Here is a 17,999-nt window from a genome sequence, read left to right on the forward strand (position 1 = left end):
CATTGATTTATTCGCATGGTATTTATCGAAATCACTGTTACCAATCTTATATATTAACTTAATTAATTTCTACAATGAAACACGATTACAGTAAACTGAAGTCTTTGTGGTTTGTACTAGGATGTCTTATTTCTGTCACGGGAATGGCACAGTCTCCTTTTCAAATTAAACAAAAAACGAATGTGAGTACAGCTGTTACAGCACCAGTCTCCCCTTCACAAAAAAATAGTGCAACGACAACTAAGGGAGCAAAAACATTGGCTTCTGCTAATGCCAATTCTGGATTTAACCCAAGTATGTTACTTACAGAGCCAAGTGTGCCTGCACATGCAAAGCAAATTTCGGAGGAAGAAGGGCGTTTAATTAGTTCGATAGCCGAGCAGACTATGCAGTTAGCACAAAATGATTCTAATTATTATACTAATACGACTCAAGATTCTACAAAAACAAAAGTGAAGACATTTGCTAAAACTGCTAATGTTACAGCAAGGAATTTATTTGTTGCTAAAAAAGAAGCTTTTACTTTAAAGGAGGCCGACAATATGGAGTTGAGATCGACTTCTACCAAATATGGTCGTGTTCTGGCAACTTACCAACAACGCCATAATAATGTGCCTGTAGAAGGTGCTGTTTATAAAGTAAAGGAAAGTCAGGATAAAATAGAAGCTTTTGGTTTTATTGCTGACAAACTTACTATTTCTAGTAATTATCAAGTTAATGCAGAACGTGCCCTTGATGTTGCTTTAAATAAAGTGAATGCAAAGGAATATTTATGGCAATCTGAAAAATTATCAAGTTTAGTTCATAAAAACATCAGCGAAAAACCAACGGGAGAATTGGTGTATGTTGGTCCTAATTTCTCTAGCCAACTTAAAACGTTTCATTTAGCATGGAAATTTAATGTTTACGCTACAAATCCACAGTCAAGTCAAGTTATATATGTAGACGCCAATACGTCAAAAATTATTTTAACTATCGATTTACAGCGAGATACTCAAGGACATGGTGAAGGAAAGGGAAGATATTCTGGAGAAGTTACTTTTAATACAGAACAATACGAAGATGGGTTTAGGTTAGAGGCCTTACAAGGTAAATTTCAAGTCCCTGTGTATACTTTAAACATGAATCATGCTAGTTTTCCTAGCGATGAGGTTATTTCAGATTTTATTGATGAAGATAATATTTGGAATGATTTGCATAACGAGAACCGAGATGAATCGGCTATCGATATCCACTGGGGTATGCAAAAAACTATAGATTATTATACCGATAAATTTGACAGAAATAGTGTCGATGATAATGGAATGGTTGTTTTTGGTTTAGCTCATTTAGGTGAAAATGTAAACAATGCCTCTTGGACAGGAGGATGGGCTCAGTTTGGAGATGGAGACAATGCCCCTTATGTGGGATTAGGAATTACGGCTCACGAATTAACGCATGCGGTAACTCAGTTTTCAGCTAATTTAATATATCAAGGAGAATCAGGAGCTTTAAATGAATCGTTTAGCGATATGCTTGGAGTTGCTGTAGAGTTTTATGTAGGAAAGGATTCTGAAGAAGATATTTGGTTATTAGGAGATGAACTGTATGCACATGGTTCTATGAGAAATATGAAAGATCCTAAGGCAGAAGGCCAGCCAGATACTTATGGTGGAGAATATTGGGTAAATCCAACATCTTCTTACGATTATGGAGGCGTACATTTTAACAGTGGCGTATCAAATTATTGGTTTTATCTTTTAAGCGTTGGTGGCGAAGGTGTTAACGATAATAATAATGCGTATAATATTTCTGCTATTGGGCTAGAAAAGGCAGAGCGAATTGCGTATACTACTTTAACAGAGTATTTGTCGCCTGCTTCTAACTTCTCAGATATGCGTCAGGCCACTTTAATGGCTACAGAAGATTTATTCGGTTTAGTTTCCGAAGAATATAAACAAGTTACCAATGCGTGGTATGCCGTTGGAGTAGGATCTGCATATAGCGAAAAACAAATCGCGATTACTTCGGTAGAAGATCCTGTGGCAGCATGTGGTTCGCTAACAGGAACAGAACCGTTTAAAGTTACAATAAGAAATACAGGGACTAGTACTTTAAAAGCAGACGAGCCTTTGCATTATAAACTTAGAGTGTTAATACTTGTAAGAGGACGTTATTACGAGGTTTATACTAATGCCGATATGCTTAGCCTTGAAAAAGATTTAGCCATAGGTGAAGAAGGTGTGTTAACGATTGCAGATAATTTAGAGTTTTTTGAAAACCCTACCGTTATTAATTATGTAGAGGTGAAAATAGATACCGAGCCTGTTGAGACCTTCGATTCCACATCTGGAGTATCATTTGTATCAAATTTTACTATTTCAGAAAACCCATTAGCGTTTGACTTAGCAGTAGCAAGTGTTAACTTGCCAAAGTCAAATGGCGAATTGCAATCTGCTAATGCTCCTTTATCGGTGACTATAGAAAATATAGGGTGTACCGAAATACCTTCAGGTTCTGTTTTAAAAGTAGGATATGCGCTTATAGAAAAACAAACAGACTCTATTTGGAAGAACATAACTTTAGCCGAAAACTTAGCTGGAGGCGCATCTTTACTAGTTAATTTAGATGAAACCATAGACTTATCTACACACGGATTACATACTGTTGAAGCGTATGTAGAATACGAGAACGATACCAATGAATTAAACAATACGAATTCGGGAGCTGTGTATAGTGGAGAAATAAATCAATTCCCTTATACAGAAACTTTTGAAAAAACTCCAGGAGGATGGACTACAGAAAGTTTAAAAGGAAACCAAAAATGGTATTGGCAAAAAATCCCATATTTTGAATTTAGAGATATACCATCAGAATATATGTGGACTTCTAGGATAAATGAAAATTTAGCTGTCATGGAGCCATCATCAGATTTTACGCTACAATCTCCTATCTTAGATTTTACCAATGTAGAATCGCCTTTTATGCAGTTTGATTTGGTTTGGGTTTTCTTTAGAGGAACCGATGGATTGATTGTAGAATACTCAGAAGATTTAGGAACAACATGGCATACCGCACCTGATATGCAAGGCGCTGTAGATTTTCATTATAATGATTTAGTAGAAGGACCTTGGTACACTGGTATTAATAACCAGACAAATAAAGATCCATTAGTTTTACCATTACACCATTTGGCAGGTAAAAAAGGGATGGTTCGTTTTCGTGTTTTAACCGATGAAGATGTAGATAAATATATTGGTGCCTTTGTAGATAATATTATTATAGGCGAAGCACCTTACGATATCAATCTTTTAGAAGCGAATCTTAGTGCAGGAACCTGCGATAAAGATTATACAAATGGAACTCTTAATGTAAGTATAGCTAACAACTTCCCAACAACTACTGAAAAATTAGTGTTTACAACTCAGATTTTAAATAGTGTTGGCGAAGAAGTGTTTTCGCATTCAGAAACAAGTCAAATAGATTTCACAACCTATAAAGATACTGTTAACTATAGCTTTACTCCTAATATTAATTTGTCTGATGTAGGCGTATATGAAATTCTAGTCAATGTATTTCCAGAACAGGCCGATGTAGATGAAGCTCCAGAAAATAATAGTGTTACCTTCTTCGTTGATGTTTGGGAGCAGGACGATTATAAAGTGTCTGCCTTACCATATATTATGGATTTTGAAGGTGAAGGCGGCTATAAAGGTTGGAGTACCTCCGAAAAAAATGGTGCAAATGGATGGATGCATGGAGAGCGTCAGGATTTAGGAAGTCCAGGTTGGTTTATTGCGGAGCACACAAAGTTTATGGCTAGTAATGATGATGCTTGTAATTGCGACTCGTCGAATGATATGCTAATTTCTCCAGTTTTTGATTTATCAAACTATGAAAAAGCTTACTTATCTTTTGATGCTTTTGGCGATGTATTTCAACTATCCGATGGTTATGTAAAGGTTAGTGTAGACGGTGGTATTACTTGGGAAACAGTGTTCCAAATGCCATATATAAGCTCTTGGCAAGAGTACGATGTCGATTTAAGTGCATTTGCAGGTAATGCTTGTGTACAGTTTGCTTTTGTACATACAGACAACAACTTGTTTGCAAGTGGTTTTGCTGTAGATAATATTGAAGTGACTAACACAGCTATAGATTTAGAGGTTCAAAATTTAAGTTTTGCTAGTGCAATGTATGGTAATTCTGCTCCTCATGATTTCTTTTTGAGTGTTAAAAATATTGGTTACGATATTGTGGATACCACTACTATTACATATCAAATTTATCAAAATGGAAATCTTATAGGTGACCTTATTTCGGTGGAAAAAAACGCAGCAATTTTAAGAAACGAGACTATCGTATATATTGTTAATGAATTTCCAGAATTAGCCGCTGGTACTTATAGTATAGAAGTTGCTGTTAATGTGGAAGGTGAAACGTTATTAGCAAATAATACAGTAACTGCCGATTTTATTGTAGATTCTAACATTCCAGAATTACAAAACATACCGTTCACCGGCTTTGTTACAGGAGCTCTATTTGGAGAGCAAGGTTGGGTGTCTAACGAAGGTGGTATTAATTCCCCTTGGAAAGTATTAAATCAGGCAGAAAATCTAAATTTATCTATTCCAAAAACAGATCATACTGGCGATGAGAAAGCATTAATGCTTTACAACCAATTAGAATCTGATAGCTATTACGGAGAGGTTATGACATCGTTCTACCAGTTAGCAGACAATGCAACTGCATTAGAATTTTACTATGCCTTACAGTCTAATTACTTAAATGCTCTAATCTTAGACGTTCAAATGGAAGGCGAAACGTCTTGGACAGAAATATGGAGGGTATCTAACCAAGGGGATTCTAGAGATAGAGAATGGCAAAAAGCTGTTTTAAATGTTGATAAATATAAAGGAACCTCGTTAAGATTCAGACTTAGACATGCTAAGGCAGGCGGGTACTCTTATGCTATAGTAGATGACTTTAAAGTAGGATCATCACTTTTAACAGATGTAAGTGTGGAAGTAATCGCTCCAAAAGATGTTTGTGGATCTGGAGAAGAAGTTATTATTAGATTAACTAATCTTGGTCAAGTTGCTATCCCGGCAGATGCTATAACATTGCATGTGGACTATATGAATTTAGAAAAAAATATTTCTGAAGTTGTAGATGTTGCTCTAGCTGTAGGAGAAAGTGTTGAATATAAAATTAAAGAGGAGTTGGTGTTGGATAATACAGAAGATTCTCATGTATTTAATATTGAAGCTGTATTAGAAGCAGACGAAATTCAGGGGAATAACAAAATCAGTAATTATTTATACCAAAAATTAGATACCGATTTTAAATTATTCGATAGTTCAACAATATATGGGTATGCAGGTCAAACTTTATATGTAGATGCAGAAACAAATGTAATTTATAACGAGTTAAGCGCAAATAGTTACCAATGGAGTACAGGAGATCATACCAATGGGATTTATATTAATCAGCCAGGAGATTATACCGTAACAGTTAAGTTTGGTAATGGTTGCGAAATCTCAGAAACAGTAACAGTAGTTTTTGATACGTTTGACTCTCAATTGCTAAGTGGTGATGTTTGTGGACCAGAAGTAGCATTATTTCCAGGAGATTACGATTCGTATTTATGGTTCGATGGTTCTACAGAGCCAACATATATGGCAACGCAAAACGGAGCTTACTATGTAACTGTATATAAAAATGGTGTCGGGAAAATGTTAAGTACAACAATCTCAATCGTAGGAAACGAGACGCCGGTAATAAGTAAATTCAATAATAAGAAGCTAGGAACAAATATGGTAGCTGAATCTTACCAATGGTATTTAGATGGCCGTCCAATTCCAAATTCAAATTCGAACTCGGTTCTTGCTTTATGGGAAGGTAATTATACCTTAGAGGTAACCAATAGTAATGGTTGTACTGCAATGTCTGAATCGAAGTATCTTGATGGTTCTATTATTAGTAAAATAACCAATCCATTTAGAGTATTTCCTAATCCAACTTCAGGCGACTTAAATCTTTTCTTTGCAGAGGCAATTTCTGGCGAAGCTACGGTAATTGTTTATTCTGTAGATGGGCAAACCGTGTTTAATGAGTCTTATACTATGCTGCCAAATAAAATTAATTTAAGCGAATTAAATAATGGCGTATACATTGTAGAATGTCGTGTTGGAGGCGAATCTTATAAGTCTAAAATAATTAAGAAGTAGTAACAGATTAAAAAAGTAATACCCGTACAGGGTATTACTTTTCTATAATTTTAAATTAAAATTAATATGAAAAAATATATGCTTTTTTTAAGTGCTTTAATGGTATGTCTTACCATAAATGCACAAACAACAGCTGATATAGATAATAGTGAAGCCACAAAACAAATTAAATTTGGGGTGAAAGGAGGCGTGAATTTTGCGAATCTTAACTATGATGGGGATGATTTAGATTTCTCAAGTAAAACCGGATTTTCTGTGGGTGTTATGGCAGAATTGCCGCTTTTTGAAAATGCTGTACTTCAACCAGAAATCATGTACAGTCAAATGGGAGCAGAAACGTCTTATAGAAATGAGCATGTAGACAACAGTTCTTACGATGGTACTATGAGATTAAATTATATTACTGTTCCTGTAATGTTTAAGTATTTTGTTATTGAAGGTTTAAGTCTTCAGGCTGGTCCACAAATTGGGTTCTTAGTAGCGTCTAAGAATGAATATCAAGATGATTTTTTTGGTTTTGAAAATAATGATGAAATGGATTTATCCGATCTTACTAATTCGGTAGATGCCGGTGTTAGCTTCGGGATAGGATATCAATTCATGAGTCATTTTTATTGCGATGCCCGTTATTATTTAGGAATTTCAGAAGTATTTGAAAACGATATTGAAATGTCTAATCGCGTATTTCAACTGTCTTTAGGATACTTTTTCTAAATGTAAATAGCGTATTCGCAAAGGGTTTAATTAATTAAACAGGATGTAATTAGAAATAATTACTCCTGTTTTTTTTATGTTTAAAAAGGGCTTATTGTGGTGTCCTTATTACTTCGTATATGCTATAGAATCGCCAACTTTTAAATTCCATTTATCTGCTAGGCCACCATTCACCTCAAGGACATACATGGCAGGCTTTTCAGAAAACACAGAACTTTCGTCCATTGGTTTTGCATTTTTCCCGATGCTTACTATGGTTTTGTTTGTAGCGAGGTAAATAATATCTAAAGGAATCTGAGTATTCTTCATATAAAACGAACGCGGTGCTTCATCCGGGAAAATAAAGAGCATGCCACGGTTATCTTTCATAGTAGAGCGATACATTAATCCTGTTTCTCTGGCGTATTCTGTATCGGCTATTTCAATATCTAGGGTTTTGATTATAGAATCTGTTTTAGCCTTAAATATCTGTAACTCTCCGTCTTTTCTAAATGAAATTTCGGTAGGTGTAATGTCTACTTTTTTTTCTTCTTTACAAGAAAAAGTAAGTGTTGCCAATCCTAAAACAAGAGCATATATAGTGCGTTTTAGTAAATTCATACCCATTATTTTTAAGCTGTTTTAGAGGTTCCCTTGTACACAAACATAAAATAGAATCCGATTAAAATAAACGGAATACTTAACCATTGCCCTGTGTTTAATGCCCAAGTGGCACGTTCGTCTACTTGTGCTTCTTTAACAAATTCTACAAAGAATCTAATAGTCCAAAGTAAGACTAAAAAGAAACCAAATAGAAAGCCTGGGTTATCTGCCTTTTTGGTTTTTGTATATAAATACCATAAAATTAGAAACACAAACACATAACAAGCCGATTCGTATAATTGAGCAGCATGTCTGTAAGGCACAGCATCTAAAAGATTTTGAAACTGAGGATTGTTTGCAATAGCATTATACGCGCCTTTAGGATTTTTAATTCCTGTTAATTGCATGGCTTCACGCTTGCTATATTCGTCTTGAATAAAACGAACGCCCAAGTTGGAAGTGGTTACTTTTCCTATGATTTCTGAATTTATAAAATTCCCTATTCTAATAAAAATGGCACCTAGAGACACCGGAATAACTATACGATCTAAAATCCACATTAATGGTTTATATTGGTATTTCTTCTGATATAAATACAAACCGAAAATAACACCAATAGCAGCACCATGACTTGCTAAACCTTGAAAACCTGTAAATTCAAATGTAGGATTTGTACGTATTGGTAAAAAGATACTTAAAAAATCTTGCTTAAATAATTCTGGCTGATAAAAGATAACATGTCCTAAACGTGCTCCTATCATGGTTGCCAAAACAGTATAAATAAAAAGCGGATCTAAATACTCTAAAGACACTTTTTCTTTTACGTAAATACGTTTCATAACATACCATCCTAAAAGGAAAGCAGTAACCCACATAAGGCTGTAAAAATGTAGCTGAAAATTGCCAATGATATCAATTCCTGTGGTAGGATTCCAATCGAATTTTAAAAAATGCATAGAATATAGTTTTCAATGGGTAAATATAGACATTTGGATAAGGATTAAAAAAGAATAGGGTGTTAAGGACTATTAAAATTTTAGAAATAAAACCAGGCCTATTAGGGTACTGGATCGTAACCAGAGCCACCCCACGGATGACAGCTAAAAATGCGTTTTACACTTAGCCAACCTCCTTTAAATAAGCCGTGTTTTATAAGTGCTTCTTTGGTGTATTGCGAACATGTTGGATGGTACCTGCACGAGGCAGGAGTAAGGGGAGATATAAAGGTTTGGTATATCTTTACGAGAAATAAAAATGGGGCAATTAATAAGCGCTTCATTTGTATATAAAAAACGGACAAGTAAAAATGCTTGTCCGTGTTATGAGTTTAATTTGTCGAGAATGTAGTGCCATCCTTACCATCGTTTAGCTGAATACCAACCGCAGCGAGTTCATCTCGAATCTTATCAGAAAGTGCAAAATCTTTATTTGCTCGTGCTTCCTGACGTAATTTTATGAGTAAATCGACCGCTCCAGTTAATTTGTCTTCTCCCGTTTCTGCTTGCGATCCGTGAACAAGACCTAGAATATCGAAAGTAAAGGTCTGCATGGTTTCTTTAAGTAGATTTAAATCTGCTTCAGAAAGTGTTGCTTTTCCTTCTTTAATTTGATTGATAAATTTTACGGCTTCAAATAAATGAGCTATTAAGATTGGCGAATTGAAATCGTCGTTCATAGCATCGTAACATTTCTGTTTCCATTCTGAAATGTTAATTGATGAGGTGCTACTAACTTTTAGATGGTCTAAGTCTGAAATAGCATCCATCAATCTGTTAAACCCTTTTTCGCTAGCTAATAAACCATTATTTGTAAAATCTAAAATACTTCTGTAATGTGCTTGCAACATGAAAAAACGAGCTACACTAGCACTAAAGGCTTGAGAAATGTTCTTGTTGTCTCCCGTAAAAATTTCTTCAGGTAGAATATAATTTCCTGTAGATTTTGCCATCTTTTTACCATTCATAATTAACATATTGGCATGCATCCAATAGTTAACAGGTGTTTGATGGTTACATGCTTCTGCCTGAGCAATTTCGCATTCGTGATGAGGGAATTTTAAATCCATTCCGCCACCATGTATATCAAAATGATCGCCCAAATATTTGGTGCTCATGGCGGTGCATTCTAAGTGCCAACCTGGGAAACCGTCGCTCCATGGCGAAGGCCAACGCATAATGTGTTGCGGTTCTGCTTTTTTCCAAAGTGCAAAATCTTGAGGATTTTTTTTGTCGCTTTGTCCGTCTAATTCACGGGTGTTGTGAATTAAGTCTTCTACTTTTCGCTTACTTAATTTTCCGTAATCGTTAGTTTCATTAAATTTTAAAACATCAAAATATACAGAGCCATTAACTTCGTAGGCAAAACCGTTATCGATAATCGTTTTTATTAATTCAATTTGTTCAATAATATGCCCGGTAGCCGTAGGTTCTATACTTGGTGGTAAAAAATTGAATTTATGTAGTATGTTATGAAAATCTACAGTATAACGCTGTACCACTTCCATAGGTTCTATTTGCTCTAAGCGTGCTTTTTTAGCAATGCGGTCTTCGCCTTCATCTGCATCATTTTCTAAATGTCCGGCATCTGTAATATTTCGAACATAACGCACTTTATAACCCAAATGTTTTAGGTAGCGAAAAATAGTATCAAAAGACATAAAGGTTCTTACATTCCCTAAATGTACATTGCTGTAAACGGTAGGTCCGCAAACATACATGCCAACATAACCTTCGGTTATAGGTGTAAACGCTTCTTTTTGACCTGTAAGTGAATTGTAAATTTTAATACTTTGTTGCTTATATAGCTGAGGCATAATTTGGATGATTTAAAATTGCGTCTCTAATTTAATGTAATCTAAGAATTCCCGGCGTGTCTCTTTTTTCTTGAATTTTCCGCCAAATTCGGCAGTTACCGTACTGCTTTCAATATCTCTAATTCCTCTAGAGTTTACGCATAAATGTTTTGCATCTATAACACAAGCCACATCGTCTGTACCTAATACAGCTTGTAATTCTTTTACAATTTGTATGGTTAAACGCTCTTGAACTTGTGGTCGTTTCGCGTAATAATCAACAATACGATTCATTTTAGATAAACCTACAACACTACCATTAGAGATGTATGCCACGTGGGCACGACCTACGATTGGTAATAAATGGTGCTCGCAAGTAGAGTAAACCGTAATGTTTTTTTCAACCAACATTTCACCGTACTTATATTTGTTATCGAAAGTAGACGCGTTTGGTTTTCTACTAGGGTCTAGACCTCCAAAAATCTCTTTCACAAACATTTTAGCGACACGATTTGGAGTGCCTTTTAAACTATCGTCGGTAAGATCTAGTCCTAATGTTTCCATAATATGGCGAACATCGTCTTTTATAATATCTATTTTCTCTTCGTTCGAAAGTTTAAAAGCATCGGCACGCATTGGAGTTTCTGTAGAGCTTCCAATATGGTCGTCGCCTAATGCATCGAACTCTTCTATATTATTATCAAATTTCATTTATCTAAAAAAATAATACTGTTTTAATCCGCAAAGATAAGTAATTCCGTTTTCTTTGAGTTTGAATTAGTAAACAATTAATAGTTGTTTAGGTGGTAAAGAAAAAACAGGTCGTGTTTCTAATTAAAAACCGACCTGTTTTTTTGTAATGTATATAAACGTCTTATAAAGCGAAACTTAATGAGAAGGTTACGTTTGAGTTTCTGGTGTCTAACGATGCTGCATCGACTAAGCCAACGTTATATAGTTGGTATTCGGAATTGCGTTGAGACTGATCGAAAGTAACATCTAATTTAGTGGCTCCGAAACTATACCCCAGTCCTACAGAATATCCTGTTAAATCGCCTAGAGTTTCTCCGTTTTTGTACGGACTTTCCTCAAAACGATATCCACCTCTAAAACTAAGTTGTTTTAATCTGTATTCCCCACCTACGGCAAACGATGATGCCCCTTTTAGCTGATTGTTAATTATGGTGTTTTGTTCTCTAAAATAATCGAGATTAGTTTTAAACTTTGTATTGCCGTAATCTTTATAAGCGTAATCTAAACTAATTAACCCATGAGTTCCAAAAATATAGGCTAAACTTCCCGATAATTTACCAGGTGTTTGTAATTGGTAATCTGGGTGAATATTAATAACGTGCGGATTTATATTTTGATTGTAAGTATTGTCGTTTTCGGTTCTAATAGTAGCAATAGATTGCGAGGTCTCTTCTTGTATGGTATACCATGTTGGAGAATTATACGTGAATCCTACTCTTAAATTATCGGTAGCTTTATAAATTGTTCCTAACTGAAAAGAAAACCCTCCACCAACAGTAGATAATCTGTTTTGGAAATCAACATGATTAACAATAGAACCGCTGTTAGAATTTGCCTCTTGTAAATAGGTAATACGATCGTAATTTATAAAATGAGTATTTAAATTAAGTCCTAAATATAATCTGTCGTTAGCTTGAGTCGCAAAGTTTACGGCTATTTTTCCGTTGTAGCCTGTAGCAGAATAGGAATAATTTTGATTGAAATGCCCCGGCGCTATGTTCGATGTGTATTCTGTGTTTTCATCGGTATTATCTACGGGGTCTATAATATAAGACTCGTAACCTAAAAAGGCTTGCTGATTACCAGAACCATATAACCGACCAATTTCTGAATATGCCTGAGCAATGGATTCGTTACCCAAGGCCGATATTTCGTCTAAGCGCTGCCCTTGCGCATACGCCATAAAATAACTGTCAATAGAGTTTGTATTGACGCCATGTGCAAACCAATTTTCTCTGTAATCCTGAGTTTTATCGTAAGAAATTGCCATGGTGAATTTCTGGAACGAACTGTTTATATTCGGATTGTAAAATACAAAGGCTGTCCCGATTTGAGTAAACTCTGTAAATGAATCGGAATTAGAATCGTATCCGTCAAAGAATTGAGATTCATTTTTTGTATTTATATTGGTTAGTGTTACCGACATATAGGTATCGTTAAACACAGCAGATCCGGCAGGGTTTAAACTGGCGGCAGATAAATCTCCTCCTAATGCACCAAAAGCACCACTTAAAGCTCTAAATCTAGCTGTTCCTACTATGTTATCTTGCGAATACCTCACGGCATCGGTAATGTCTTGAGCGTAAAAAGCAGGCATTGTTAAGATGCCTGCTAGTATAAAAACTATCGTTTTAAAATTCATTCTGTGAATTATAAGATTTATTATCGACCTCGAGAAATACTTCCAGATCTACCACTTGAGCCTCCAGATGTTCTGGCAGGAGTAGAGTAGCTTCTGCTTGGTGTAGAAGTACGTGTACCACTGTTGTACGATCTGTTTGTAGACTGTTGTGTTCTACTAGAAGAATTACTGTTTCTAGTTGTATTATAATCTCTAGAACTTCTATTAGTCTGGTAGCTTCGTCTTGTAGTCGTGTTATTTGTTCTAGATGTCGAGCTACTATTTCTTGTTAGGTTAGGGTATCTGCTACTGCTAGTTGCTCTAGATGTTGTTCTAGAATTCGATGTGCTATAACGGTTACTATTTAAGTATCTGTTGTTTGGGTTGTAAGCAAGACCTCTTCTGTAGCCCATATTGTTACCTTGGTATCTGTTATAACGACCATGGTTCCAATAGCCAGGATGACCCCAGCCGCCGCCCCAGCCCCATCCTGGACCGTAGCCCCAGCCCGGACCATAAGCCCAACCTGGGTAACCCCAGCCAAAGCCCCAGCCACCGTAGTAAGGAGGGTAGAAACCGCCACCCCAACCCCAGCCCCAACCGAAGCCATAATAAGGGTATCCAAATCCACCATACATAAATGGGTCGTTATAAATGGTTACAGAAACACTTCCAACTTCTTGTCCCCAACCACCATTACCGTTGTAATCGTTTTGGCCGTTATAAGTGTCAGTATAAGCGTTACTTTGGTAAGAGTCTACATCTGTAAAAACAGAATCTTGTTCTGCCTCGGCATTATAGCTTTCAATTTCAAGAGTTTTTTCTCTGAAATAATTTTTATAATATACATTATCTGCAGTATCGTTGTCTTCGTAAACTACAACTCTACCGTTATTAGACGTTCCGTAAATGCCATCATTGTTTTGTTGTGCATAATCTTGAGAACTTCCACAAGAGGAAAGGATAAACAAGCTAGAAAGCACAAAAAAGAACGGGGCATTTTGTTTTATAATATCTTTATATCTCATATCGGGATTAAATTTATTGTTGAACATAACAAAAATAGTTAGTTTTGCCGAACTATTTCATGTATTTAACATAGCGGCAATATTTATGCCAAAACAATAATATGAGTAAAAAACTTACAAGCAGAGCAGAAGACTACTCCAAGTGGTATAACGAATTAGTAGTAAAAGCAGATTTAGCTGAAAATTCGGCAGTTAGAGGATGTATGGTTATAAAACCATACGGTTATGCGATATGGGAAAAGATGCAAGCAGAATTAGATCGCATGTTTAAAGAAACCGGTCATCAAAATGCATACTTTCCGCTATTCGTTCCTAAAAGTCTATTTGAAGCAGAAGAAAAGAATGCAGAAGGCTTTGCCAAAGAGTGTGCCGTTGTTACGCATTACAGATTGCAAAATGATCCTGATAAGCCTGGTAAACTACGTGTAGATCCAGAAGCAAAGTTAGAAGAGGAGTTGGTGGTTAGACCAACTAGTGAAGCAATTATTTGGAATACGTTTAAAGGTTGGGTACAATCTTACAGAGATTTACCTCTTCTTATTAACCAATGGGCAAATGTGGTGCGTTGGGAAATGCGAACACGTTTATTTTTACGTACAGCTGAATTTTTATGGCAAGAAGGACATACGGCTCACGAAACTAAGGCCGAAGCATTAGCAGAGGCAGAGTTAATGAATAATGTATATGCCACTTTTGTGGAAAACTTTATGGCCATTCCTGTGGTTCAAGGTTTAAAAACAGCAAGCGAGCGTTTTGCAGGCGCAGACGAAACCTATTGTATTGAAGCTTTGATGCAAGACGGGAAAGCATTACAAGCTGGTACATCGCATTTCTTAGGCCAGAATTTTGCAAAGGCATTCGATGTGAAGTATACTTCTAAAGAAGGTAAGCTAGATTATGTTTGGGCAACATCTTGGGGGGTGTCTACGCGTTTAATGGGGGCTTTAATTATGACGCATAGCGATGATCACGGATTGGTATTACCTCCAAAATTGGCACCTAATCAAGTGGTAATTGTACCTATATATAAAACCGATGAGCAATTTGAAGAGGTCTCTAAAATGGCTAATGTTATTATGACCGACCTTAGAGCGAGACATATTTCGGTGAAATATGATAACAGAACTACGTTTAGACCGGGAGCCAAGTTTGCGCAACATGAATTACAAGGTGTGCCATTACGAATTGCTATAGGACCTAAAGATCTTGAGAACGGCACTGTAGAATTGGCTAGACGAGACACCTTAACGAAGGAAGTTGTCGCTTTAGATGAGCTTACAGATGTTGTTGAAGGATTAATGACAGAAATTCAAGATACCTTATTTAAAAAGGCATTACAATATAGAGCAGAACACACAACTTTGGTAGATACCTTTGAAGAATTTAAAAAAGTTTTAGAAAATACAGGAGGATTTATCTCGGCACATTGGGACGGAACTGAAGAGACTGAAGACAAGATAAAAGAACTTACTAAAGCTACAATTCGCTGTATTCCAGTGGACTCTGTAGAGGAGGAAGGCGTGTGTGTGTTTAGTGGAAAACCATCAAGCAGAAGGGTGTTATTTGCGAAAGCGTATTAAAATTAAAAATTTTTTCAAAAAACTTTAAAAAGGTGTTGCAACATTCAAAAAAGGTTGTATATTTGCACCCGCAATGCGATAAATAATAACAAAAATCACATTGAAAGTTTTTTGAAAAAATGTTTTGCAAATTAAAATAATAAGTTTTAAATTTGCACACTCAAAAAAAACAATGGCCCGTTCGTCTATCGGCTAGGACGCCAGGTTTTCATCCTGGTAAGAGGGGTTCGATTCCCCTACGGGCTACAATCATTTAATAAGAAAAGATCAAATGGCAAATCATAAGTCATCGTTAAAAAGAATTAGAAGTAACGAAGCTAAACGTTTAAGAAATAGATATCAGCATAAAACGACTCGTAATGCTATTAAGAGATTACGTGACGCTGAAACAAAAGAAGAAGCAGAAGCGTTATATTCTAGCGTAGTTTCTATGATCGATAGATTAGCGAAGAAAAATATTATTCACGCTAATAAGGCATCAAACTTAAAGTCTGGTTTAACTAAGCATATCGCTGCGTTATAAGGATAACAACATACTATATTAAAAAGCTCATCAATTTTGATGAGCTTTTTTTTTGCTTTTATTGTAATAAAAGCAATAGGATACATCGGTCAAGAGCAGAAGTTCTACATGTTTTCTGACTAACCTTCCTAAGTTAATACGCGTTCAATTTATTTTGAAATTAATTTTCTTCATGTATTACAATTGATATTTTGTGCGATTTCAATAACTTTGAGAATCTAGGCCTTTTTAAGTGTAATCTCCATTAATAAATGTGGTTTACAACTTTTATAAGCCTGTTCAAATATTATATCTACAATTTCAATGAAGAAAGTCAATATACACTCCGTTGCTTTAGGTTTAGCACTGGTTCTTTTTATAGTCAATTTAGTTTATATTTTAAGTGGAAATTTACAACAGGCAGGTCCGTTAATGGTTTTGTTTTTCTGTGTACTCGCAATAGGGTTTAAAGGCTATAATGCGTTAAGCGGTTTTGTGTTTACTGCTATGGTTTTTGCAGGAGTTACCTTGGCTTTGTATTATCCCGAATATTTTTTAAGGGTTGGCAATGTCGAATTAACCGTACTTATAATACCACTCATCCAGGTTATTATGTTTGGTATGGGAACCTCTATGAGTGTTAAGGATTTTGGAGCCGTTATTAAATCTCCTAAAGGTGTTTTTGTAGGGGTAACAGCACAACTAGGAATTATGCCAATTATGGGATACTTTTTAGCAAACATAAGCGGATTTCCTCCAGAAATTGCTGCAGGAATTGTACTTGTAGGTTCTTCTCCAAGTGGTGTGGCCTCCAATGTTATGGCGTATTTAGCAAAAGCTAATTTAGCGCTTTCTATTACCATAACTTCTATTGCTACGCTCATGGCGCCTTTTGTAACTCCGTTATTAATGAAATTTTTTGCCGGTCAATTTGTTGAAATAGACGTGCTTACCATGATGTGGAGTATAGTGAAGATGATTATTATACCTATTGGAGCTGGATTATTAGTAAATCATTTATTTAATCATAAAATTGATATTCTGAAGAAAATATTACCAACTATATCTATGTTGGGAATTGGGTTAATCATTGTGATTATAACTGCTGCCGGACGAGATAATCTTTTAGATATTGGTGGACTATTATTGGGTTTAGTTTTGATTCATAATGTATTCGGATACTTTTTAGGCTATTGGTATGGTCGATTATTGAAATTGAGTGAGCAAGACTCAAGAACGATTGCTATAGAAGTTGGGATGCAAAATGGAGGATTGGCTTCTGGTATAGCAAATTCGTTAGGAAAAATAGGAACTATGGGATTAGCGCCGGCCGTTTTTGGACCTTTAATGAACGTGACAGGATCGATTCTGGCTTCGTATTGGCATAAAAAGCCACCGTTAGATTCTAAATCCGATTAATTTGTTGGCATTTAAGGTAGGGGCAGAGAATTTTTGATAGCTATTTAATTCTACATCTTTAATCTAGTTTTATGCATAGTTTGTCTTTGATAAACCATGTTGAGATATAATTAAAAATAACTGAAAAATGACACCAAAGCAAGTCGAAAGAATTCAAAATAAAATAAAGAAAATCAAACGTGAACTTGCTGCAGATAAAAAACATTGGGGAGGATTTTACCATGACGGTAGAGGACTTAGATATTTACCTCCAGAATTGTATTTAAAACTAAACGATTATTCAGGAGCTTTGAGATATTTTAATTGGTTCGACAAAAATTTTCCTGAGGACTCCGGATTTCCAATATTTCTCTTTGAATGGACAATTACGCTTTTCAAGAAGAAAAAAATTAAACTTGCTGAGAAAAAAGCTTTAGAAACATTTTACTCTAATACTTATTTAATTGACATTTTTTTAGAAAATGAAATGCTACATTTCGACAGATCTGAAAGTTCAAATTGGGAATACACAAGCCTAGTAGAAAATTTAGAATATTCGAAAAACCAGGAAGAACTGAGTGATTTCGCTAATTGGCTGACTGACTTTACAACAACGAAAACATTTTATGTTTTTGCTAATAAATACATTGAAATTGAGACAGAATTAAAACATGAACCAATAGGCGAGAAAAGATCAAAGCTAGTTAATGAAAAATTCCAATTACGTGAAAATCTAAAATAATAAACTTCTTCCAACGCCATTTATAAAAAATGCTACTTTATTTCTTGCCTAAAGTCTTGCGTCTTTTTATGAACTTCTG

The 17,999-nt window shown here is 35.5% G+C and carries 13 protein-coding genes and 1 tRNA gene; 7 read left to right on the top strand and 7 right to left on the bottom strand.

The genetic code is table 11. The annotated features are described in order from the left end of the window. Window positions 1–74 precede the first annotated feature (74 nt). Window positions 75–6,209 (top strand): M4 family metallopeptidase, encoded by a 6,135-nt coding sequence (locus tag A9D35_RS15070; protein WP_083191725.1) that lies wholly within the window; start codon window positions 75–77, stop codon window positions 6,207–6,209. Window positions 6,210–6,275: 66 nt separating this feature from the next. Beyond that, window positions 6,276–6,923 (top strand): porin family protein, encoded by a 648-nt coding sequence (locus A9D35_RS15075; protein ID WP_066224457.1) that lies wholly within the window; start codon window positions 6,276–6,278, stop codon window positions 6,921–6,923. Window positions 6,924–7,031: 108 nt separating this feature from the next. On the opposite strand, the gene A9D35_RS15080 is transcribed toward A9D35_RS15075, so the two are convergent. The 7 genes from A9D35_RS15080 to A9D35_RS15105 form a co-directional block, all read right to left on the bottom strand. Beyond that, entirely contained in the window at window positions 7,032–7,523 is a 492-nt protein-coding gene (locus A9D35_RS15080) for a DUF192 domain-containing protein (protein WP_066226157.1), read from the bottom strand. Between the two features lie 11 nt (window positions 7,524–7,534). Then, on the bottom strand, window positions 7,535–8,461 hold the full coding sequence (gene lgt, locus A9D35_RS15085) for a prolipoprotein diacylglyceryl transferase (RefSeq protein WP_066224460.1): 927 nt from the start codon (window positions 8,459–8,461) through the stop codon (window positions 7,535–7,537). A gap of 101 nt (window positions 8,462–8,562) precedes the next feature. Beyond that, complete coding sequence (yidD, locus tag A9D35_RS18440) at window positions 8,563–8,784, bottom strand: membrane protein insertion efficiency factor YidD (RefSeq protein ID WP_083191726.1); 222 nt, start codon at window positions 8,782–8,784, stop codon at window positions 8,563–8,565. A gap of 48 nt (window positions 8,785–8,832) precedes the next feature. Continuing rightward, window positions 8,833–10,317 (bottom strand): cysteine--tRNA ligase, encoded by a 1,485-nt coding sequence (gene cysS / locus A9D35_RS15090; protein ID WP_066224463.1) that lies wholly within the window; start codon window positions 10,315–10,317, stop codon window positions 8,833–8,835. 12 nt (window positions 10,318–10,329) lie between these two features. Then, window positions 10,330–11,007: a GTP cyclohydrolase I FolE gene (gene folE, locus A9D35_RS15095; RefSeq protein WP_066224467.1), complete on the bottom strand. Its 678-nt coding sequence runs from the start codon at window positions 11,005–11,007 to the stop codon at window positions 10,330–10,332. Window positions 11,008–11,170: 163 nt separating this feature from the next. Next, on the bottom strand, window positions 11,171–12,646 hold the full coding sequence (locus A9D35_RS15100) for an OmpP1/FadL family transporter (protein ID WP_066224469.1): 1,476 nt from the start codon (window positions 12,644–12,646) through the stop codon (window positions 11,171–11,173). A gap of 65 nt (window positions 12,647–12,711) precedes the next feature. Continuing rightward, window positions 12,712–13,698 carry a hypothetical protein gene (locus A9D35_RS15105; RefSeq protein ID WP_218017745.1) on the bottom strand — a complete coding sequence of 329 codons (987 nt, stop codon included), beginning with the start codon at window positions 13,696–13,698 and terminating at the stop codon, window positions 12,712–12,714. Window positions 13,699–13,799: 101 nt separating this feature from the next. On the opposite strand from A9D35_RS15105, the gene proS reads away from it, so the two are divergent. From proS to A9D35_RS15130, 5 genes are all read left to right on the top strand, one after another. Next, on the top strand, window positions 13,800–15,278 hold the full coding sequence (gene proS, locus A9D35_RS15110) for a proline--tRNA ligase (RefSeq protein ID WP_066224476.1): 1,479 nt from the start codon (window positions 13,800–13,802) through the stop codon (window positions 15,276–15,278). Window positions 15,279–15,452: 174 nt separating this feature from the next. Continuing rightward, window positions 15,453–15,524: transfer RNA gene (locus tag A9D35_RS15115), tRNA-Glu, on the top strand. Window positions 15,525–15,549: 25 nt separating this feature from the next. Continuing rightward, on the top strand, window positions 15,550–15,801 hold the full coding sequence (gene rpsT / locus A9D35_RS15120; RefSeq protein WP_066224479.1) for a 30S ribosomal protein S20: 252 nt from the start codon (window positions 15,550–15,552) through the stop codon (window positions 15,799–15,801). Between the two features lie 303 nt (window positions 15,802–16,104). After that, complete coding sequence (locus A9D35_RS15125) at window positions 16,105–17,199, top strand: bile acid:sodium symporter family protein (protein ID WP_066224482.1); 1,095 nt, start codon at window positions 16,105–16,107, stop codon at window positions 17,197–17,199. Window positions 17,200–17,326: 127 nt separating this feature from the next. Continuing rightward, window positions 17,327–17,920, top strand: coding sequence for a hypothetical protein (locus A9D35_RS15130; RefSeq protein ID WP_066224485.1), 594 nt, complete (start codon window positions 17,327–17,329; stop codon window positions 17,918–17,920). The last annotated feature ends 79 nt before the right edge of the window (window positions 17,921–17,999 follow it).

It is taken from the genome of Formosa haliotis, from assembly GCF_001685485.1.
In the GTDB taxonomy this organism is placed as follows: Bacteria; Bacteroidota; Bacteroidia; order Flavobacteriales; family Flavobacteriaceae; genus Formosa; species Formosa haliotis.